The sequence below is a fragment of the Mucilaginibacter kameinonensis genome (assembly GCF_003675385.1).
Lineage (GTDB): Bacteria > Bacteroidota > Bacteroidia > Sphingobacteriales > Sphingobacteriaceae > Mucilaginibacter > Mucilaginibacter kameinonensis.
Genome location: NZ_RCWZ01000004.1, coordinates 848,518 through 869,959 on the forward strand (window position 1 = coordinate 848,518; position 21,442 = coordinate 869,959).

Sequence of the window (21,442 nt, forward strand, 5' to 3'; positions counted from 1 at the left end):
AAACAAGATACGCAAAAAAAGCAAACCGGGTGGATATTCTGTTATCATCGTTGCCAGTTACCTGTTTTTTAGCTTTTTATTTTTTCAAAATATTGCCCGTTAAATTTGTAGGTGATAATATTGTCGGTTACTTTACCATCGCCAATAACAACAGGAAATGTAATTATTTTTTGTTCCGGATGGTATTCAAGCCCGTTTTGGAGTTCCTCCCCAACATGATAAGTATAATATAATTTATGAGTTAATCCGCTCCTGGTTTTTATCAGTTTTGCCTTATCATTCAGTTTACCATTCTGAATGGCAAATACCCTGATCCCGGCTCCCATGTCATATGTATGGAAAATACCATAATAAGTAGTAAGGTAATAGGTTTCGCTCCCAACCTTCAAAGTATGTAACTTATTATAGGCATATATGTAATCATCGTCGTTTTTTACAGTATCTACAATAGTGAAGGTTTTACCTGCCGACTTATATTGGATAATATTTTCATAAGCATGTTGCGTACCGCCGGTCATGGTATCCCATGATAATATCCTGAATAAACCATCGTCGGATACAAGACCTATGTTTTTAAACGCCTGATCAAGTGCTGCAGGGCATTTTTGGGTATAAGATTTCACTTTTGCTTCAATCTGCAAATTGGCAGTAAATAACCCGTCACCATTGGTGTCTTCAGATGAATGCTCACTCCAATAGCTAATCTTTTCAAATGCTTTGTCAAAATCGGCCTCAATGGCTTTGGGAGTCTGCGCAAAGAGACGGGTAGAAAGGGCGCAAAGAATTGCAATAAGCTTTAGGATTTTCATATTAAATATTACGGCATAAAAATAGGGATAATCAAATGACTATCCCTATCCTATTCTTTTGAAAAGAAAAGTAATATCTACTTACGCCTCAACCGGCTGACCGATCAGGTGCTGGGCAGCAAGGTACTCGGCAATTTGTACGGCATTGGTAGCTGCACCCTTACGCAGGTTGTCAGATACAATCCAGCAGTTAAGTGTATTATCCTGAGTTTCGTCACGGCGGATACGGCCTACAAATACTTCATCTTTATCATGCGCGTCAAGCGGCATTGGGTATTTCAGGTTAGCGGTATCATCAACCACAACAATGCCCGGCGCGTTAGCTAACAGCTCACGAACTTCGGCCAAGTCAAAATCATTGGCAAACTCAATGTTAACCGACTCAGAGTGACCGCCCATAACCGGGATACGCACTGTGGTAGCGGTTACTTTAATGCTATCATCGCCCATGATCTTTTTAGTTTCGAGGATCATTTTCATTTCCTCTTTAGTATAACCGTTTTCGGTAAATACATCAATCTGCGGGATCACGTTTAAATCGATAGTATAAGGGTATACTTTCGGTCCATCAATACCTTTACGCTCGTTAAATAACTGATCAACAGCTTTAACGCCTGTACCAGTAACCGACTGGTAGGTTGAAACTACCACCCTTTTAATTTTGTATTTATCGTGCAGTGGTTTTAAAGCCACTACCATTTGTATGGTTGAGCAATTTGGGTTAGCAATGATCTTATCTTCGGCTGTAAGTACATCAGCGTTTACTTCGGGCACAACCAGTTTTTTGGTTGGGTCCATACGCCATGCCGATGAATTATCAATAACAGTTGTACCAGCAGCCGCAAATAAAGGAGCTTGCTGTAATGAAGTGCTTCCGCCGGCCGAGAAAATCGCTACGTCCGGCTTCATCTTAATCGCATCCTCAACAGAAACCACCTTAAACTGCTTACCCTTAAAAGTAATTTCTTTACCAATACTTTTTTCTGAAGCTACGGGAATTAATTCTGTAACGGGGAAGTTGCGTTCTGCAAGAACCTGCAACATTTTGGTGCCTACTAATCCTGTAGCACCTACTACTGCGACTTTCATTTTTTAAATTGTTTTTGAAATGTATCAGGCTGCTTCACAGCGCCTGTTTTTAATTAATTATGTGTTTTAAATGTTAAACCCTCAAATATGCACATTTTTTCGGTATCCTGAAAATATAAAGTCTATGGTTTTTATGGGGTAATTGTTTTTAGGTGAGTGGTTTCTTTTTAGGTGAGTGGTTGATTGGGTTGATTAAGTGAGTGGTTTGCCTGATTCTCTTTCTGGCGCAAGCCTTGAGCGAAAGGCTGATACGCGGCTGACTTGTGACTTCTGAAGGCTATTAATTTGTCTGAACCAGAATTTTTGGAATTAAGCGAATTAATAGAATGCAAAGCAAAATCCAAGAAATTCTAATAATTCGTTTAATTCGAGTCCAGATTTCTGAGCAATTCTGTAAATCCTTAAATTCTGTAAATTCTGATTCAGACAGAAATCAACGGTCAAAAAATCAGCGTAATCAACGCAATCAAAAAATAATCAACGGTCAATTTCCTACCTTTGCGCGGTAAACTCAAAATTGCATGAGCGAAAAGATTTTAGTGATAGGCGCCAATGGCCAGATAGGCACCGAACTGGTAATGGCTTTGAGAAATATACATGGAGCAGAGGCTGTTGTAGCTTCAGATATTAACAGTCCTACCTATGCCATGCGTGGCAGCACCGGGCCGTTTGAACTGATCAACGTGCTTGATAAAGATAACCTGCACCACATATTTGACAAGCATCGCCCCACGCAGGTTTACCTGTTGGCCGCCATTCTTTCGGCAGTAGGCGAGCAAAAGCCTAAAATGGCCTGGGACCTCAATATGACCGGCTTGCTGCATGTGCTTGATTTCGCAGTGGAGTTTAAAACAGCTAAAGTTTTTTGGCCGAGTTCGATAGCGGTTTTCGGTCCGCATTCACCACAGCATGATACACCGCAGTATTGCGTCATGGATCCTAACACGGTTTATGGTTTTAGTAAACTGGCCGGCGAACGCTGGTGCGAATACTATTTTAATAAATACGGACTTGATGTACGCAGTATCCGCTATCCGGGCTTAATAGGCTGGAAAGCTAACCCCGGCGGTGGCACTACCGATTATGCGGTACATATTTTTCACCACGCATTAAAAACCGGCAGTTATGAAAGTTTCCTGGCCGAAGGCACCGCCCTGCCCATGATGTATATGGACGATGCCATCAGGGCTACCATCAGTTTGATGGACGCGCCAGCTGACCAGATCAGCATCCGGTCATCATATAACCTTGCAGGCATCAGCTTTACGCCGGAGCAATTGGCAGAAGAAATAAAGAAACTGATTCCTAAATTTGAGATCAGCTACAGCGATAATGATCCGCGCCAGGCCATAGCCGATAGCTGGCCAAAATCAATTGATGATAGCTACGCGCAAAATGATTGGGGCTGGAAACTGGAATATGACCTGCCCAAAATGGTAGCCGATATGCTGACCAATTTGAAAACGATAATTTAAGGTAAAAGGCGAAAGGATAAAGGTTAAAGGTTTTTATCCGCCTTTTTATAAACAAATATTATATTTACCGCCTTGTCTTTATAGGGCAAAGCTTTGTAAAACAACAAGGTTGATCCATGAACCATCAACCATGAACAATGAACTAAAAACACATGGGAAGAGCATTTGAATTCCGCAAAGAAAGAAAGTTTAAGCGCTGGGCCAAAATGGCAGTGCAGTTTACCCGTTTAGGGAAGGAAATTGTAATGGCTGTAAAAGCCGGCGGCGGCGATGTTAACACCAATTCGCGTTTACGTACCGCGGTACAAAACGCCAAAGCGGTAAACATGCCTAAAGACCGTGTTGAGGCAGCCATAAAACGTGCCAGCAGCCGCGATGAAAAAGATTACGAAGAGCTTGTTTACGAAGGCTACGCATCATACGGCGTTGCTGTTTTGGTTGAAACCGCAACCGATAATACCAATCGTACAGTTGCCAACGTACGCAGCTACTTTACAAAATATGGTGGTTCCTTAGGTAAAACAGGCTCGCTTGATTTTATCTTCACCCGTAAATCGGTTTTCACTTTTGAGCCCGGTGACCGTGACCTGGAAGAGCTTGAATTTGAATTGATTGATGCAGGCCTGGAAGAAATATTTGTTGAAGCCGACGAAAACGGCAGCGATGTTGCGGTAATCCACACCGCTTTTGAAGATTTTGGCAAAATGCAAAAGACTTTGGAAGAAATGGGTATCGAAGTAAAATCGGCCAAGTTGGAGCGTATTCCACAGTCATTCCACGCTGTTAGCGAAGATCAGGTTCCTGAAATCATGAAATTGATTGACCGCCTGGAAGAAGACGACGACGTTCAGGCGGTATACCACAATATGGCGGAGTAATTCTGATATCGGATTTCGGAATTTCGATTTCGGATTGGTTTAATCATAAATAACACGTCATTGCGAGGTACGAAGCAATCCCAAACTGTACAGGGCGAACCTGCTAATCGGGGATTGCTTCGTACCTCGCAATGACGGTTTAAATAACATATCATGCCACTATTAAACACACGAAAAGGCGAGCGGAAAGTAAAGGTAACCTTTGCTAACGGACTGCTATTTGTTGAAACCGATGGTGGCAAACCCCAGGCTTTCCCGTTAGAATGGTTCCCGAAACTACTAAACGCTACCGACGAAGAGCGTGAAGACTGGAGCCAAACCGAAAAAGGCATCCGTTTTAATAAGCTGGATGTGGATGTAACGCTGTAGTTTAGAATCAAGACAGCAAGAGCCAGGAAACAAGAAACAACAACAATCGGAATCACGAAAACAAGACTTAAGAATTGCATTTTTCTTATTGTTTTGACTCCTGATTCTTACCTCTTAACAAAAATGGTTTTTGAAGATTTTTTAAAGAAGAAAAGAATTGACCTTGTGGCTCTTGAACAGGGTGAACCGGCTTTATTTTCTGAATTTAAAGATCATTTTGAACAGATGGGCGAAAAAAGTTTCGACCATACCAAAAAGTACTGGTTTAATAAATTGAGGCGTCAGTTCCCGATCCCGCTTGAAGTTAAAACCGAAAAAGTACACATCAAAAACCCACTTGCTGAGCAAACCATTACCGAAAGTCTGATAGAACCGGGTACAGCGTCCAAAATTGGTTTTACGCCAAAGTTCCGCGCAGCAGCCGCACCTAAACCGGTGACTCCTGCCGAAGAACCTAAAACAGAATCAACAGAACCCGCCACACCGGAAACCCAATCGGCAGAAACTACACCAAAGCCGGCATTCAAACCACGCTTTAACCCGGCCATGGCAAAAGCTAAACCGGCAACAAGCGAGGCATCGCCTGAAACAGATAAAGAACAACAAGCTGAAGCTCCAGCTTCAGAAACACCTGCAACAACTGCCAAACCTGGTTTCAAACCGCATTTCAACGCAGCTATGGTAAAACCGAAACCTTCGGAAACGGATATACCACAGGCTGAGGATAAAAAAGAGGAAGCTGCGGCTAAAGAACCTCAAACTCTCGCTTCGGAAACACCGGCACCTAAAATGGGCTTTAAGCCACGTTTCAACGCAGGTATGGTAAAGCCTAAGCCCGCAGAAAACGAAGCGCCTGCTGAAGAAGAAAAACCTGCTGAAGAGCCTAAATCACAGGTATCCGAGGCACCTGCTCCTAAAATGGGATTCAAACCCCGCTTTAACGCGGCTATGATGAAACCAAAACCAGCTGAACCGGAACAGCCGCCAGCGGAATCTACCCAGTCAGCCGTTGAAGAAGAAAAACAGAACTCTGAAGCTCCTGCACCAAAACTTGGCTTTAAACCACGCTTTAACGCAGCTACAATGAAGCCAAAAACTCCTGAAGCTGAAACACCGGCAGAAGATAAAAAAGAGGGTACCTTACCTGAAGAGCCTCAGACACCTGCTACAGAAGCACCTGCACCTAAATTGGGGTTTAAACCACGCTTCAACGCCAAAAACCTTCCTAAAAAATCAGAGGGGGAAGAATAGGTCAATAACTTTCTCATTCAAATTAAAAGTTCATGTCATTGCGAGCGAAGCGTGGCAACCGCATGCTATACAGAGTCGCTTTGTTATCTAACATTTTGTAAATTAACAGCATGAAACTACACCAATACTCTGTTTACATTATAGCTAATCAATCAAACACTGTGTTATATATTGGTGTAACCAATGACGTTAAGAATCGCGTTTCTGAACATAAACTGAAAATATTTAAGGGTTTTACTGCGACGTATAATTGCAATAAACTTGTTTACATCGAAGATTTCCAGTGGATTCAGGATGCTATTGCAAGAGCAAAGCAGTTAAAAGCGGGTTCACGTCAAAAGAAAATTGATCTGATAATTACAGAAAATCCATTATGGAAAGATCTAAGCGATGGTTGGTACGATTGAGAAAAACGGGCTTGTACTTTATATAAAAACTCTGTATAGCATGCGATTGCTTCGTCGTTCCTCCTCGCAATGACATAGTTTTTATGTCTCCCATTACTTACTATGGGAAAACAGCCAGTGCAGCAGATCCGGTTCCTTAAAAGCGTTATCCCAGCTGTTATGGCCAACGCCTGGATATAGGGTGAACCTTGGGCTACCTCCCGCTTCTTTAATGGCATCAACCATTACCTGCGAATGATCTGCAGGCACCACTGGGTCATTATTACCGTGGAAGATCCAGAGCGGAACTTTTTTGGCGTATTTTTTGGCGTTTAGCGTATTATCGCCTCCGCAAATAGCAAAAGCGGCTGCGAACACCTTAGGCTCGCGGCCAATGATCTCAAATGTACCCATTCCGCCCATGCTGAGGCCTCCTACGTACACTTTATGCTTATCAACAAAAGGTTTATCTAAAAATTGCTCTACAAGGCCCATAAGCATGATCATAGCCATAGTTGGCGGCGCATCTTCCTGGAAAATAAATTTACGCTTATTGCTTGCCGAATCGGTAACCTGCTTTACATTGCTCCAGTAACTTTTTGCCGGACATTGCGGAAAAACCACTATCGACTCATACATTTCCCGTACACTATCCTGCAAAAACCTCTGAGCGCCATAAGCCAGCTGCGATTCATTATTATTTCCGCGCTCGCCCGAGCCATGCAGTACAAATACCAAAGGATATTTCTGTCCCGGATTAAAGTGTTTGGGGAATAAAATGCGGTATGGCAGCGTATCTACTTTGTAGATATAACTCCCCCTGTCAAACGACGTCACGTTCTGGGCCTGGGCTGAAAAAGAGAATGCTAAGAGCAAGCTTAGCATTCCGGTTACAAGTATTGTTTTGATCATGGGCTAAACAGCGTTTTGTTTTATAACCAATATAATCACTGGTTATTGCTTTAAAACAAATTTAACTGCTTTAACCGCGTTTTGTTTATCAACTATACTGATTTAATTTTTAGCGATAGCCGGACTTTCAAAGCCAAGCTTTTTCAATCCGCCCTGAACTTCGGGGCAACTCATGAAAAGTTTCCATAATAATCCTGTACGGTAGTTTTCAATCATTACAACGATAGGGCCCTGGTCAATAGCCAGGTACGACTTTGCATACCAGTTGTGCGATTCGCTGAAGGCATCCGTAAAACCGTATTCGCCCCAGATCTTATCACCCAGGTCATAATAAAAATGGCGCAGCGCCTTCATCGAATATTCCGGAGTATAAGGAAATGCTGATAGCGCCGCTGTTGGCGTAATAACCCCCAGATCGTTAGTTGGCGAATGCGCGTTGTAGCCTTCAAAGTTATCGCTGGCAGTTAAGCCCCAGCAGTTTTCGCCGTACCCTTTAAATTTTTTAGGGTTATCAACACAGTACGCGTGGTTTATTAAGGTGTGATTTTTGTTTTGCTCCCAATAGTCGGCATACTGATCTTTTAGTCCTTTAGGATTTAAGCCAAGGAACGAGTACTGAGAAAAGAACAGCGGACCACCATAATCAAATCCCAGCGGCAATTTAAAGCCATAAAAAGTTCTTCCGTTTTTAAAGAAATCGCTTTGTGCCCAGCCCCGGTGATACACGTCGGCGCTAACCGGGTAGCGCTCGGCAGATGCCGCAAGCACGTAAGTGATCAAACATTCATTAAAACCGTGGATCGGGAAATTCATAGCCCAGCCGTTATTAGGGCTCCAGTGCCAGTAAAGAGCGTCACGGCCATCGCGGGTGTACCAGCTCCATTCCATTTCGCCCCACATCCAGCTAATTACATCACGAATGCGGCGCTCTTTGGGGGCATCGCTGTTAAAATACTGCCTTGCACATAACAATCCCTGGAAAAGGTATGCCGATTCAACAATATCCCCACCATCATCCTTACGGCCAAAGCGGATCACTTTACCGGTTTCGCCATTTAACCAATGCGGGAAAGCACCGTGAAATGCGTCGGCCTTGTATAAAAAGTTAACGATCTTCACCATGCGGTCAACCGCCTGCTCATGGGTGATCCATTTGCGGCTATCGGCCACAATGAGCGACATAATGCCAAAACCAGAACCGCCCGTAGTTACCACCTCACTGCCATAATCAAAAGAAGTATTGCTGCGCTCGCGGGCCAGGCCGCTTACCGGGTGACCAAAATCCCAGAAATAACGGAATGTTTGGCGTTGCACCACGTCAAGCAGGGAACTATCCGTCAGGTTTTTAATAATACCAACAGGCTTAATGCCATCTTCTGATTTCTTTGCTGCTTTTTGGGCAAAGCAGCAAATGGCAGCCAACATAAGTATCGGGGTAATTAATAGTTTTTTCATTAAGCTTTTGCGTTTGAATATGAAAAACAGGGTTTTCATTAAAAAAGAGAGGTTGCCCGTTAAACCCAACAAGGCAACCTCATAATCAAATCAACTGTGTGTATTGTTATCGGTTAATTAATAACCAGGATTTTGTGTTAATGCACCACCGCTCAGGTCGATCTCGGTTTGAGGCACAGGCCAAACTTCGTTTTTGCCCGCTGTCCAACCACGTGAACCGAAAACTGCAGTACCCCTGCCCTGGCGGATCACGTCAAAATAACGTTCAAATTCCATAGCCAGTTCAACCCTTCTTTCCTGGTATATAGCAGTACGAAGCGTAGCCTGATCAGTTGTAGTTACTTTTGGCAAAATAGCGGCATTACTGCCGCGGGCGCGGGCGCGAACCTGCTCCAACGGAATTAACGCTGCTGCAGAGTTACCCAATTCGTTATTAGCTTCAGCGTTCATCAACAACACATCGGCATAGCGAAGTACAATTTTATTTTGCTGACAACCTTCGTTAAAGCCAGAAACATACATACTGAACGGAACGTATGATTTTTGGTTGTACATCGGGTTATCGCCTGTTGCAGGGATCTTATCACCTTCTGGCGTAGTTTCGCCCCTGAAAATGATAGTAGCGTCGCGACGTGGGTCGCCGGTTTCGTAAGCAGCAGCTAAACCTGCGCTTGGTACGTTAAAGCCCCAGCCACCGCCTGTAACACCACGTACACCCTGTACCTGCGAGTATTGTGAGTTTGAAGCATCCGGATTATTAGGAATTAAAGCGCACTGTACTTCAAATACCGATTCCTGGTTGTTTTTATGATTAGTACGGAACATTTGTTCATAATCAGGGAACAACGAATAGCCCATACCCATTACCTGGTTTGTGTAATTTAATACATCTGTCCATTTTTTAAGGTACATAGCTACTTTGGCATGTAAGCCAATAGCAGCACCCTTGGTAGCATGGCCTATATCGGCAGCGCTGTAGGTTTGCGGCAATACATTGGCAGCATCATTTAAATCTGTTTCAATAGCTGCCCAAACCTGCGCTTTGGCAGTACGTGGCAGGTTGTATTCCGACGCACTTTTAGGTAAAGTTAAACGCAATGGCACATCGCCAAAAGCCCTAACCAACCTGAAATATGCATAAGCCCTGATAAATTTAGCTTCGGCCAGGTATCTTGCTTTTAAGGTTTCGTCCATGGTGATGCCAGGAACATTGGTCAGGATCTGGTTGGCAAAGTTGATAGTTTGATACTGTCCTCTCCAGAAACCACCTAATTGAGCATCGCCCGAAGTAATGGTAAAATTGTGGTAGTCATTAAAAAAGGTAGCATCGCTGGCGGTACTGCCTTTTTCCACATCGTCAGAGCCCATGCTTTCTACAGCGATAGGCGCAAAAGCGATGTTGTTCCACTCGCGCAGGTTAGCATACATGGCACTAACCGCTTTAGTGGCATCATCTTGCGTTTTGAAAAACTGGGTTGCCGCGGTATTTTGAGCCGGGTCAACATTTAAGAAGCTTTTTTTACAGCTCTGGAACGATATGATTGAAGCGATAAGACCTAAAGCAACGACCTTACGCGAATATTTTGTACTATTTTTCATCTTTATATTGATTAAAAAGTAACGTTAACACCAAAATTATAGGTAGCAAACAACGGATACACACTTGCATCAATACCACGGCTGCCTACATCGCCACCAATTTCTGGCGAGAAGCCTTTATAGCCAAACAGGTTGATTGCATTCTGCGCATTTGCATAGATCCTGACTTTTGAAATATTCAGTTTCTTCAGGAAATCGCCCGGTATGGTATAACCCAACTGCGCATTCCTCATCCTGAAGTAAGCACCACTTTCAACATAAAATGAGTTAGGGGCTGAGTTAGCTGTTTTACCAACGTTTACTGATGGATAGGTATTTGAAGTACCCGCACCATGCCAGCGGTTTTGATAAAAGTCTTGCGTGAAGTTTTCATTACCAAAACGGTAAGCGATATTGGCATTATAAACACTTACACCGGCAACACCTTGAAAATCTAAAGCAAGGTCGAAGTTTTTATAGGTGAATGAGGTGTTAATACCGTAGTTATATTTTGGCAGTGGGCTACCCAGGGCTACGCGGTCGCGGCTATCCAATATACCATCGTTATTGGTATCCTGGTAAATGAAATCGCCGGGAGCTGCACCTTTTTGTTTTGAAGCAGCAACTTCCTGAGGTGTTTGGAATATACCGGTTACTTTATAACCATAAAACTGACCAATTGGCTGGCCAACCACAGTACGGGTGGCCAATGCGCCGTTGGCAATACCTTCGCCACCATCGTAAATTGGGTTTTGGCCGGTTACTACGTTAAGCACTTTATTGTTGTTGATACCAAGGTTAGCGCTAACGCTGTAATTGAAATCTTTAGACGGGTTATCTCTCCAGCCTAATGAAAACTCCCATCCCCTGTTTCTGATGCTTGCCTGGTTACCTATCAATGAGCTGTTGTTTGTACCCAATGAACCGGCTACCGGGATTGCGAAAATAGCGTCCTGAGTTTCCCTGTTATAGTAATCCGCTTCAAAAGTTAACTTGTTATCAATTAATCCGCCTTCGATACCAAAATCAGATGATACTGTTCTTTCCCAAACGATAGATGGTGGTACTATAGAATTAATACTTGCACCCGGATAAGTTGTAAGCGGGTTACCGAATAAACCTGTCAGGTAAGGATCAGTCGCGATAACCTGTACGGTTGGGTTAATTGGTACGCCTGAGTTACCTACTTTACCCCAGCTTCCGCGTAATTTCAGGTTGCTGAATACTTTCTGATCTTTCATGAACTCCTCGTTGGTAATTACCCAGCCGGCACCAACCGAAGGGAAATAACCGTAAGTATGATCGCCATAAAACTGAGAAGCACCATCACGACGAATAGAGGCGTTCAATAAATATTTATCTCTGAACGAGTAATTAACACGGGCAAATTGTGATAACGCGCGGGTGTGGATCTGGCTGCCCGGAGTTGCAAAGAAATTCACATTGGTTGTATCAGGGAATGAGCTCCTGATGCTTCCGTTTTTCACATACGGAACATAATCGGCCTTACCATCTATTTGCCTGGTGCGGTTGTTCTGGGCACTGTAACCTACCAAAGCTGTAATTTTATGATCTTTTATTTTAACATCATAGGTAAGGGTGTTTTCCCAAATCCAGTTACGTACATCGGTATGGTTGATATCCAGATTGGTTTTATTGCTTTGCTGACGCAGGGTGGCCATATACTCAGGCGTAAATGCCCTTACTTCATTCTGGCTGATATCGCCGCCAAAGCTTGATTTAAATTTGAAGTTTTTAAGGAAGGTAACCTCACCGTAAGCATTGTAAGTAAAACGCTTGTTTTTTGTTCTCTGGTTAAAGAAATCAATAGTAGCCTGCGGGTTATAGTTATTACCGTCGCCGGTGTTGTAATCGTTAGGATCGCCGTAGCTGCCATCAGCTTTACGTACAGGTAATGTAGGGGCGGCGCCAAACAACTGGTGGAAAATAGCGCTGTTAACATCGCGCGATACATCAGATAAAGCACTTGCAGTATAACCGAATTTTACGTTTTTAGTCGGCTTAAAATCATTTGACAAGTGAACGGTGTAACGCTGATAGTTATTTGTTTTTGCTATACCATCCTGGTTAAGATAACCGAACGAATAGTTGTAGGTATACTTATCGGTACCACCGCTTATTGATGCTTCATGATTTGTAGTGAATGCTTTGCGCAATATTTGCTTGTACCAATCGGTACCTGTACCGTACGATGCAGGATTGGTGAATATAGGATCGCCACCGTTTAATGCAGATAGCTCATTTACCGCTGTAGCATATTCGCTGGCATTTGCCATTTTAACCTGGTTGGTAACAGCCTGCAAACCTACGTAGCCATTATAATTAATAACCGGTTTGCCTTTGGTACCACGTTTAGTGCCTATCAAAACTACACCGTTAGCTGCACGGATACCATAGATAGCAGTACTTGACGCATCTTTCAAAATGCTGAAGCTCTCGATGTCCTGTGGGTTAAGGAAGCTGATATCATCATACCAAACACCATCAACTACAAACAGAGGTTTGGTATTACCATAAATAGTACCTAAACCACGAATGGTAATATCCGGCGACTTACCCGGCGTACCGCTGTTGGTGATTTGTACGCCCGATACTTTACCCTGTAAACCGCTTAACGCGTTGGGTGAAGCCTGCTTGGCAACATCGGCACCTTTAACCGTAGCTATGGAACCGGTTACGTCAAGCTTTCGCTGGGTACCATAACCAATAACAACTACCTGCTGCAATTCGTTGGTTTGTGGCTGAAGGGCTACGTTTATGGTTGTTTGCCCGTTAATGGCTACCTCTTGTGTAGCATAACCTATATAAGCTACTGATAAAGTTGCATTGCCCGGGGTTTTAAGTGTAAAAGCTCCGTTTACATCTGTTTGGGTGCCTATGGTTGTTCCTTTAACTGATACAGACACGCCTATTAAAGCCTCGCCTGTTTTGCCGTCAGTTATTTTACCTTTTATTGTAACGTTTTGTGCAAACGCCGCGTCATAACAAAGTAACAGTAACAACATCAACCCTGAAATAGTAAAAATTCTTTTCATAGTGGTTAATAAATAATACGGATTGAAAAAATAATTGGTTTATTGATTTGCAAAGCTGAACAGATAATCAGCCTTTAACAAATATTGTAACTCAACATTAATACATCTGTATAAGAATACTTTCTCAAGAAATGTTTTAACCAAGTATAACAAACTATTTAACAGCGAGTTAAAAGCACCGACACTACTACACAGAGTGCATAGCAGTCAATGCCTCAAATTGACACAATGAGAGGTAATGATGTAGTGTTAAAGCTCGATGAGAAACTCGGTGAGGTTCTTGTCATGCTCCAGATTTAGCTTTTTGCGCAACCTGTAACGACGAATTTCGACTCCGCGCAGCGAGATGTTGAGCAGTGAAGCGATCTCCTTGCTATTCATATTCATGCGCAGGTACGCGCACAGTTTAAGGTCATTTGGCACCAGGTCCGGGTGACCAGCTTTTAGCTTTTTAAAGAAATTTTCATGGGCCTCGTTAAAACTGGTTTCAAAAATATTCCAGTCACGATCGTCACTCATGCCCTCGTCAATCACTTTTTGTATGCGGCGCAGCTGCTCGTCGGCAAGCTTCTTACCGTCGCCTCCTTTCAGGTGAGTTAGCTCATCGCTTATCTTTTGCAGCAGTTCATTTTTATAAACTATGTTCATGGCCGAATTGGCAAGCTCACGGCTTTTGCTGGCCAGGTCGGCCTGCAGCTGTTCGTTCTTTATATTGACGATATGCTGCTCATTAGCTATAGCCTCCTGTTTCAAAAACTCTTCCTTCTCTTTCTGTAGTTTTTGCTGAATCTGCTGCTGATGTTTTTTCAATTTAAGCCCGTAGTAATACCTAATCACATAAAACAGCAATACAGCCAGCAGCACATAAAACACCATGGCTAATTTACCGGCATACCATGGTGGCAATACTGTAAAGGTTATTGTTGAAACAGCCGACTGATATTGGTCATTGATCTTAGCCCGCACCTTGAAATTATAGGTGCCCTGGTTAAGGTTGGTAAACTCCTTCTGGCTTTGCGGCGCCCATTCGCTCCATTGATGGGAGTATCCTTCCAAATAATACTGAAACCTGATTTTGGCTTGCGTGTAATAGGGCAAAGAGTAACTTATGCGGATGTTATTCTCGGCGTAGGGTATTTCAATGTTATTACTATCCTCCGCTGCTTCGCTTATTAACGATACTTTATCGGTAACATTCTCTATCCTGCGGATAAGCACATTGGGTATTTTGACCATATTGGGCAGTTGGGCATCGGCATCATTCAATATCACAAAGCCGTCATCAACACTTATCAAATAAGTTGAGTTATTAATGCGGTTGATGGTTTCATAATGCTGTACCATTTGCCCGTTGAGGATAGAAAACCTATTGGTATCGATAGTGAGCTTCCCGGTAACAGACATATCGGCCAGGCCTACCCTACCCTGGTTAATAAACCAGTATTTTTTACCTATTGCCTTAATGATTTTGCTTGAGGTTGCAAACGTGCCCAGCTTACTGTTAAGCTGCTGGTATTTATAAAAACGGTCGGTAATATCATCATACACATAAAACCCCGAATCTGACGAGAAAACGGTGCGGTTATCAAGGTCAAATACGTTAATGTTGTAGCTGCCCGGCAAGCCATGTTTTTGATCATAATAAACGTGAGATACCACAGTGCGCTGATCGGCGCTTAAAGTGAGTTTATAAATGCCTTTATAAGCGTGGCTCACCCAAATCTGGCCTTTGGCATCGCGTTCAACATAGCGCGAGGGTTCACTAAAACCTGCCAATTTATGGCTGTATTGCCAATTGCCCGCCGCGTCTTTCCGGTAGATCACCAAGCCGGTATAAGTACCCTGCATCAACATATCGGGTGCCATTTTCTTGATGTTCCATCCGCCTGTTATATCCGAGATCTTTTTTATGGAGGCTCCGTTTACCTGGTAAGTCCCGTCATTATGGCCGCAAAGCAACCTGTTATCCTGCAGCGACAAATCCCATACCTGCCCCTGCGAACCTGGAATGAGCTTAAAGTCGAACGTTTGAAAGGGGCTGTTATGGCTATCAGGCAGCCAATCGCTGTAAAATAATCCCTGGTTGGTACCGAGATAGATCTTCTTATCGAAAATGATGCTTGAATAAACCGTACCGAATTTGCCCGTTTTATCGAAATAAAAATACAAAGGCGAGTTAACTTCAATTCTGTCGATACCGTTATCCAATCCGGCCCAAAGGTTTTGGCTGGCATCGGTATATAAGCTTAACACGGTATTGTTTTGCATACCGCTGGCCTTATTGATGTGCTGTACTACACGCCCCGTGGTATCAATGATTACGATACCGTTCAAAATAGTACCATAGGCGAAATACCTACCGGCGATGGCGGCACCATTATTTAGTTGGTAAGTTGTTAAAAAATCATTAGCCTGGTTGGCCCAGGGTTTAACCGTTTTGCCATCGTAAATAAACAAACCGTTTTTTGCCGTGCCGATGAGATATTTCCCCTGTTGAAATGGCAAAATAGATAACACACCACTTGCGCCTAAAATATTGCTGCCTTCAATATATTCAGTCTTTGAGCCTTTAAGCTCAAAAAGCCCTTTGGTTAATTGTTCTACAAAAAAACGGTTACCGCTTTTAAAAAGGAACAAATAGGGCTCACGCGTTTTCACCACCTCTATTTTACCCGCCGAATAAATGTAAATGGCACCAAATGATTGGAAAAGCACCCTATTGTTATCGCAATATATTTTCCAGATTTCTTCGGTTACCGGCAAAAAGTTTTTAGGTACCAGGTTAATTAGCGAGGTATATTTTAAAATGCCTTTACCATCATTATGCCAATAGCCAAATTCACCATAGCCACCGGCATATACCCTGCCCTTGCCATCGGCACTAACCGAGCGCACTATTAAGCCGTTAGGCATGTGGTATTGCTGCCAGTATTTGCCATCAAAGGAGAGCAGGCCTTCGGCGTTGCCAAAGTACATGATATCATGCTCATCGCGCGTTACCGACCAATTTTGATTACCAAACTGATAAGTTGCCTTGGTATAGTTTTGAATGTAAGGAACACCTACACTTTTAATATCTAACGACCACGCCGGCCAAACCGATATAAAAACAAGAACGATAATAATACACAGGGTTTTACGCATAAAATATAGCGGCTCAGTTTACTAAAGTAGTGTTTGTACCCGACAAAATAAAAAAGCCTACCCTTAAGGGTAAGCCTTGTATAATTAATTGTACCACAGCTATTATGCTATTGGCTGTAGTTTGCTTTTATTGACGTTAACCGGCTGAGGAACTTTTACATAATAACCGGTGCCATCATAAACACGTTTGCGCGGATGCTCTTTACAAGCGTCACTGCAGCAGCCATCCATGGCGGTGCCACATTCATCGCACTGGGTAAAATGCTCATTGCACTCAGGGTTGGCGCAATTGATCATTTTTGGCGTTGTTTTACCGCAATTGAAACAGGTTGAAATAACAACCGGGTTAACGTTGTTCACATCTACCGAAAGGCGATTATCAAACACATAACATTTGCCTTCAAAGTCCTCGCCGCCCGCTTCCTTACCATATTTAATGATACCGCCATGCAACTGGTACACTTCAGGGAAACCTTCGTGCAGCAACAAGGCAGATGCTTTTTCGCATTTGATACCACCTGTGCAGTAAGTCAGGATCTTTTTATCCTTGTACTGGGCAAGCTGGTTGATCATATCCGGAAAGTCGCGGAAGTTATCGATATCAAGCGTTACCGCGTTTTTGAATTTGCCTAATGAATGCTCGTAATTTGACCGTACATCAAGCACAACCACATCGTCCCTGTCTTTCATCGCCAAAAACTCTTTTGGTTCCAGGTGGATGCCGGTTTTTTGTTTAGGGTCGATAACGTTAGGATCGCGCAGACCTGAGTGTACGATCTCTGATTTATAACGCACATGCATTTTCACGAACGAAGGAGTATCTACCTCGTCGATCTTAAACTCGGTTTTGGCAAAACGCTCGTCGGCGTGTATGGTATCCATATAGGTTTTGCAAGCCTCAACAGAACCCGAAACGGTACCGTTAAGTCCTTCGTCCGCCACAATAATGCGCCCGGTTAAACCTAAGCTTTTACAAAATTTTAAATGATCGGCAGCAAATTGCTCCGCATTAGCTATTGTTGAATAACAATAGTATAGTAGGGTATTATACATTTCCATAAAATCATTGATACTGCTGCAAACAGTGTTAAATGAGCGGCGCAAAGATACATTTTTGAGCTGAAAGCTCAAAATGAGGTGAAAGGCAAAAGGTTAAAGGCGAAAGGTAGCTGCGACTTTCTGGTTTAGATAAAAAAACCTTTTACCTTTCGCCTTTATCCTTTCACCTTATCTTATCCCGTAAAATATCCTGAAGCCCTGGATGTATTTTTGATTGCCGGCATAGGAGATACCATAGTCGACACGAAAGATGAGGCGCTGCACACCTATGTAAAACTCGCGGTAATTGCGGTTGTTTTTTGTGGTGAGGTAGTTGGCGCCTATGATTTCTTCCAGTTTGGCCTTGCGTAAAAAAGGAATGTGATTAAATAACGATCCGGCAAAGTTATGTTGATAGTGTGCCTCTAAAAACGCGCCGTTGGTGCTGTAGGTATAAAACGGCAGGAAATGGAAGCTGCCCACATAGGTAGGGTCGAATGTTGTACCCTGGTTACCTAAAAAGTGGTTGTAATCCATGTAGTACAATTTTTTATTGTTAAAAAAACCGCCACCTGATATTTTAAACGACGAATAACCAGACAAGCCAACCTGTATATGATCCTGCGAAACATCAACAGAGGCAAAGTCATAATCCACATCCGAGCCTAAGATATTCTTAAAACCTTTACGGTAATTAACTTTTACCATGGGGTACCTGGACGGCAGATTGAACTTGCCGGTTGGCCGGGTTTCATACCGCTGATCGAACGTAAATAAAGCTGAAGCGTTAAACACCAAAGCCTGGTTGTCCGGAAAAAGGAACGAATGGTCATCGGCCGGGGTACCCGGAGGGGCCAGCGGGTTATTGGAGGTAAACTCCCGATCTTTAATATCCTTTATCTTACTAAATGATGTATTATACAATTGCGAACGGCTTGAATAAGATAGCCCGCCTTTTAATAAAACCCCGTTTACCACTTCGCGCTGATACCCAAAATCGCCGTAATGGCTGCGGTAATATTTTACATAGTTGTTTTCGCTCAGCAAGGTACTCAAGGTATTGAAATATAATGAACGCGTACCCACGTTGTTCAAATCAAGCACATCGCTGCCGAAATCGGCATAAAACTTAGCTGCATGGAAAGGATCATTCAGATATTCCGTAGCCACGTTGGCGCTGAATATCTTGTTAGAGAAGCCGTAGCGTACCGCCGGCGTTATAGTAAGCGAATGAAAATCATCATAAGTACGAATATAACTTACCTTGGCGTTGATACCAAAACCCTCAACCGTGTTGTAATAAAAAGTTTGGATAAAAGGGAATATGTACAGCGAGTCGCGGGCGCTTTTGTTACTTGCGGCATAGCCAAAAATTAGGTATCCCGGGTAATTGATACGATTTTTATGATGCTGTAATGAGTCGATGTACCTATCGGTTTTCTTGTATTCTTCAAACGCATCCTTCTTTTTATAATCGCGCGTTTCATAAGCCGTTAAAGGGATAGGGCGTGCATTTTCCCAATACTCGGGCTTTTTACTGTTTGCCACAGTATCAATCTTTAATATCTCGCCGGTAAAAAACCCATCCGGGAAGGTGGGATTAATTTTATAGTTGTTGTATACAGCGGCGTAGTATCCGCCAAACTTAAAGCCTAATACCGCTCCCTTAAAGTTATACTGGGTTGAGGCTGGCATCCAAACACTATCGGTAATGGCAATGTATTGCTGCCTGATATTTAAAGTATCTACCAGGTTAAGGTTACTTACTTTGTTATCGATAAAAAAATCAACGCTGTAAATACGCCAATCGCCTTCAACAATATAAATATCGCCCTGAAAATACTGCCCGTGGCTGTGTTTAGGCGTAATACGGATCTTATCGATGGCATGCCCGTTCTCGACAGAAGTCCCCAATAATTTATAATTGTAAAACCGCGGGCCATAAGCCGCTACCGGCGATACGAAGCCCCTTGAAGCTAAACCGGGAATAGTAAAAACATTTTCGTAAAAATTAGCCTGCAGATCAGATGCTTTTTTATAGCCGAAAGCTGTGTTCTGACCGGCCATTCTATTGGCAATGGTTATTTCCCTGATCTTATCGGGCTTTTGAAAGTTATATTCGGACAATGATTCGGACTGATAAAGGATACCGCGACCATTGGAGTCAAGATCAAGTGTTCGCTGCACCTCCTGCCCTATCAGTGATTTTGGCACGCCCAGCAATTTTTGCACACCTTTAATATAAACCGCGCATGAAAATGAGGTGGCCTCTTCCATGTAATACTTGCGTTTTTTAATTACCTGCTTAATGATGGTATCCGCGGCATCACGATTTTTCCTGTAAGTTTCCGATACTCGTTCTGTGCTAAACTGTTCATCTGCCATTTGTACGTTATGTTCCTGGGCATTATCGCCTATGGTAACCTCTTCAATTTTTTCGGTATAACCAACGTAGCGGTAAATCACATTATAAGTACCCGGGTTAAGCTTAAGCTGATAAACACCATTTTCGTTTGCTGTGGTGCCGTAGGTTGAGTTGCGGATATAAATAGAAACGAAAGGGATAACCTGTCCATTTTTGTCGGTTATCTTCCCTGTTAAAAGGGATTGCTGTGCAGAGGCTGTTATTACGCTGAAAGCAATGATTAATAGTAGTATATATTTTCTCATATGTTACTTATGTGTAATGCTTTATGGCTTAAAAATGTTTTATTATGTACTTAATAATTATTTAAGGTTTAATAAACCCCATCAAGTGCCTGCGAATGCTTAATTTTGTACCCTTTAAAACACGCACACTATGTACAACACACTACAGCCGGTTTTACAGCAGGAATTAACCGACATTGAAAATGCCGGGTTATACAAAAAGGAACGGATCATTACTTCGCCCCAGGGTGCCGATATCACCGTACAAAGCGGTGCCGAAGTAATTAATTTTTGCGCTAACAATTACCTTGGCTTATCAGGTAATGCCAAAGTTATTCAGGCTGCCAAAGATGCTATGGACACCCATGGCTATGGCTTGTCGTCTGTACGTTTTATATGTGGTACTCAGGACATTCACAAGGAACTTGAGAAAAAGATTGCCGAATTTTTAGGTACCGAAGATACCATTTTGTACGCCGCAGCATTTGATGCCAACGGTGGTGTGTTTGAACCTTTATTTAACGACCAGGACGCTATTATCTCTGACGAGTTGAACCACGCCTCGATCATTGACGGTGTGCGCCTGTGCAAAGCACAACGCTATCGTTATAAACACGATGATATGGCCGACCTGGAAGACAAGTTAAAAGCTACCCAGGAGCTTCGTCACCGTATTATTGTAACCGATGGTGCTTTCAGCATGGATGGCACTATTGCTCAACTGGATAAGATTTGTGATCTGGCCGATAAATACAACGCGCTGGTAATGATAGATGAAAGCCATTGCTCTGGTTTTATGGGCAAAAGCGGTCGCGGAACACATGAGCATCATAATGTAATGGGAAGGATTGATATCATTACCGGTACATTAGGTAAAGCATTGGGTGGCGCGTCGGGTGGTTTTACCTCTGGCCGCAAAGAGATCATTGATATGCTGCGCCAGCGCTCGCGTCCGTACCTTTTTTCCAATACATTAGCGCCTGCTATTACAGGGGCTTCAATTGCAGTGCTGGATATGTTGAGCGAAACCACCGAATTACGCGATAAACTGGAAACCAATACGCAATACTTCCGTAAAAAAATGACGGAAGCAGGCTTTGACATTAAACCTGGCGTGCATCCTATAGTCCCAGTGATGTTGTATGATGCCAAGCTGGCCCAGGAGTTTGCCGCAAAAATGCTTGATGAAGGTATTTATGTGATAGGTTTTTACTACCCGGTAGTACCTCAGGGTAAAGCAAGGATCAGGGTACAGATCTCAGCAGCGCATGATATGCACCACCTGGATAAAGCTATCGCGGCGTTTACTAAGGTTGGTAAGGAGTTAGGAGTGCTTAAATAGTCGTATATTTG

15 protein-coding genes are annotated in these 21,442 nt (G+C 43.1%); 6 read left to right on the forward strand and 9 right to left on the reverse strand.

Going from position 1 to position 21,442, the window contains the following annotated elements; genetic code table 11:
• Positions 1–68 precede the first annotated feature (68 nt).
• Entirely contained in the window at positions 69–809 is a 741-nt protein-coding gene (locus EAH55_RS21850) for a hypothetical protein (RefSeq protein WP_121811522.1), read from the reverse strand.
• Positions 810–890: 81 nt separating this feature from the next.
• On the reverse strand, positions 891–1,898 hold the full coding sequence (locus EAH55_RS21855) for an aspartate-semialdehyde dehydrogenase (protein WP_090534105.1): 1,008 nt from the start codon (positions 1,896–1,898) through the stop codon (positions 891–893).
• 521 nt (positions 1,899–2,419) lie between these two features.
• Between EAH55_RS21855 and EAH55_RS21860 the strand changes: the two genes are divergently transcribed.
• The 5 genes from EAH55_RS21860 to EAH55_RS21880 all read left to right on the forward strand — a co-directional run bounded on the left by EAH55_RS21860 (position 2,420) and on the right by EAH55_RS21880 (position 6,278).
• Entirely contained in the window at positions 2,420–3,373 is a 954-nt protein-coding gene (locus EAH55_RS21860) for an NAD-dependent epimerase/dehydratase family protein (RefSeq protein ID WP_121811523.1), read from the forward strand.
• Between the two features lie 152 nt (positions 3,374–3,525).
• Positions 3,526–4,251: a YebC/PmpR family DNA-binding transcriptional regulator gene (locus EAH55_RS21865; protein ID WP_121811524.1), complete on the forward strand. Its 726-nt coding sequence runs from the start codon at positions 3,526–3,528 to the stop codon at positions 4,249–4,251.
• A gap of 153 nt (positions 4,252–4,404) precedes the next feature.
• Entirely contained in the window at positions 4,405–4,620 is a 216-nt protein-coding gene (locus EAH55_RS21870) for a DUF2442 domain-containing protein (protein WP_112572358.1), read from the forward strand.
• 123 nt (positions 4,621–4,743) lie between these two features.
• The gene (locus EAH55_RS21875; RefSeq protein WP_121811525.1) at positions 4,744–5,871 is read left to right on the forward strand and encodes a hypothetical protein; all 1,128 of its coding nucleotides are present in this window, start codon (positions 4,744–4,746) and stop codon (positions 5,869–5,871) included.
• Positions 5,872–5,981: 110 nt separating this feature from the next.
• On the forward strand, positions 5,982–6,278 hold the full coding sequence (locus EAH55_RS21880) for a GIY-YIG nuclease family protein (RefSeq protein ID WP_121811526.1): 297 nt from the start codon (positions 5,982–5,984) through the stop codon (positions 6,276–6,278).
• 93 nt (positions 6,279–6,371) lie between these two features.
• On the opposite strand, the gene EAH55_RS21885 is transcribed toward EAH55_RS21880, so the two are convergent.
• From EAH55_RS21885 to EAH55_RS21915, 7 genes are all read right to left on the reverse strand, one after another.
• On the reverse strand, positions 6,372–7,169 hold the full coding sequence (locus tag EAH55_RS21885) for a carboxylesterase family protein (RefSeq protein ID WP_121811527.1): 798 nt from the start codon (positions 7,167–7,169) through the stop codon (positions 6,372–6,374).
• A gap of 102 nt (positions 7,170–7,271) precedes the next feature.
• Entirely contained in the window at positions 7,272–8,624 is a 1,353-nt protein-coding gene (locus EAH55_RS21890) for a glucoamylase family protein (protein WP_121811747.1), read from the reverse strand.
• Positions 8,625–8,741: 117 nt separating this feature from the next.
• Positions 8,742–10,223: a RagB/SusD family nutrient uptake outer membrane protein gene (locus tag EAH55_RS21895; RefSeq protein ID WP_121811528.1), complete on the reverse strand. Its 1,482-nt coding sequence runs from the start codon at positions 10,221–10,223 to the stop codon at positions 8,742–8,744.
• Positions 10,224–10,234: 11 nt separating this feature from the next.
• On the reverse strand, positions 10,235–13,258 hold the full coding sequence (locus tag EAH55_RS21900; RefSeq protein ID WP_121811529.1) for a SusC/RagA family TonB-linked outer membrane protein: 3,024 nt from the start codon (positions 13,256–13,258) through the stop codon (positions 10,235–10,237).
• Between the two features lie 249 nt (positions 13,259–13,507).
• Positions 13,508–16,402, reverse strand: a complete 2,895-nt coding sequence (locus EAH55_RS21905) for a triple tyrosine motif-containing protein (RefSeq protein ID WP_121811530.1) — start codon at positions 16,400–16,402, stop codon at positions 13,508–13,510.
• 102 nt (positions 16,403–16,504) lie between these two features.
• Positions 16,505–17,461 carry an oxygen-dependent tRNA uridine(34) hydroxylase TrhO gene (trhO, locus tag EAH55_RS21910; protein WP_121811748.1) on the reverse strand — a complete coding sequence of 319 codons (957 nt, stop codon included), beginning with the start codon at positions 17,459–17,461 and terminating at the stop codon, positions 16,505–16,507.
• 168 nt (positions 17,462–17,629) lie between these two features.
• Entirely contained in the window at positions 17,630–20,110 is a 2,481-nt protein-coding gene (locus EAH55_RS21915; RefSeq protein ID WP_121811531.1) for a DUF5686 and carboxypeptidase regulatory-like domain-containing protein, read from the reverse strand.
• A gap of 130 nt (positions 20,111–20,240) precedes the next feature.
• On the opposite strand from EAH55_RS21915, the gene kbl reads away from it, so the two are divergent.
• Positions 20,241–21,431, forward strand: coding sequence for a glycine C-acetyltransferase (gene kbl, locus EAH55_RS21920; protein ID WP_121811532.1), 1,191 nt, complete (start codon positions 20,241–20,243; stop codon positions 21,429–21,431).
• Positions 21,432–21,442 lie beyond the last annotated feature (11 nt).

What these genes read in the sequence shown, in the direction of transcription:
- EAH55_RS21850 (WP_121811522.1), bottom strand. Translation starts at nt 809, where the DNA reads ATGAAAATCCTAAAGCTTATTGCAATTCTTTGCGCCCTTTCTACCCGT.
- EAH55_RS21855 (WP_090534105.1), bottom strand. Translation starts at nt 1,898, where the DNA reads ATGAAAGTCGCAGTAGTAGGTGCTACAGGATTAGTAGGCACCAAAATG.
- EAH55_RS21860 (WP_121811523.1), top strand. Translation starts at nt 2,420, where the DNA reads ATGAGCGAAAAGATTTTAGTGATAGGCGCCAATGGCCAGATAGGCACC.
- EAH55_RS21865 (WP_121811524.1), top strand. Translation starts at nt 3,526, where the DNA reads ATGGGAAGAGCATTTGAATTCCGCAAAGAAAGAAAGTTTAAGCGCTGG.
- EAH55_RS21870 (WP_112572358.1), top strand. Translation starts at nt 4,405, where the DNA reads ATGCCACTATTAAACACACGAAAAGGCGAGCGGAAAGTAAAGGTAACC.
- EAH55_RS21875 (WP_121811525.1), top strand. Translation starts at nt 4,744, where the DNA reads ATGGTTTTTGAAGATTTTTTAAAGAAGAAAAGAATTGACCTTGTGGCT.
- EAH55_RS21880 (WP_121811526.1), top strand. Translation starts at nt 5,982, where the DNA reads ATGAAACTACACCAATACTCTGTTTACATTATAGCTAATCAATCAAAC.
- EAH55_RS21885 (WP_121811527.1), bottom strand. Translation starts at nt 7,169, where the DNA reads ATGATCAAAACAATACTTGTAACCGGAATGCTAAGCTTGCTCTTAGCA.
- EAH55_RS21890 (WP_121811747.1), bottom strand. Translation starts at nt 8,624, where the DNA reads ATGAAAAAACTATTAATTACCCCGATACTTATGTTGGCTGCCATTTGC.
- EAH55_RS21895 (WP_121811528.1), bottom strand. Translation starts at nt 10,223, where the DNA reads ATGAAAAATAGTACAAAATATTCGCGTAAGGTCGTTGCTTTAGGTCTT.
- EAH55_RS21900 (WP_121811529.1), bottom strand. Translation starts at nt 13,258, where the DNA reads ATGAAAAGAATTTTTACTATTTCAGGGTTGATGTTGTTACTGTTACTT.
- EAH55_RS21905 (WP_121811530.1), bottom strand. Translation starts at nt 16,402, where the DNA reads ATGCGTAAAACCCTGTGTATTATTATCGTTCTTGTTTTTATATCGGTT.
- trhO (WP_121811748.1), bottom strand. Translation starts at nt 17,461, where the DNA reads ATGGAAATGTATAATACCCTACTATACTATTGTTATTCAACAATAGCT.
- EAH55_RS21915 (WP_121811531.1), bottom strand. Translation starts at nt 20,110, where the DNA reads ATGAGAAAATATATACTACTATTAATCATTGCTTTCAGCGTAATAACA.
- kbl (WP_121811532.1), top strand. Translation starts at nt 20,241, where the DNA reads ATGTACAACACACTACAGCCGGTTTTACAGCAGGAATTAACCGACATT.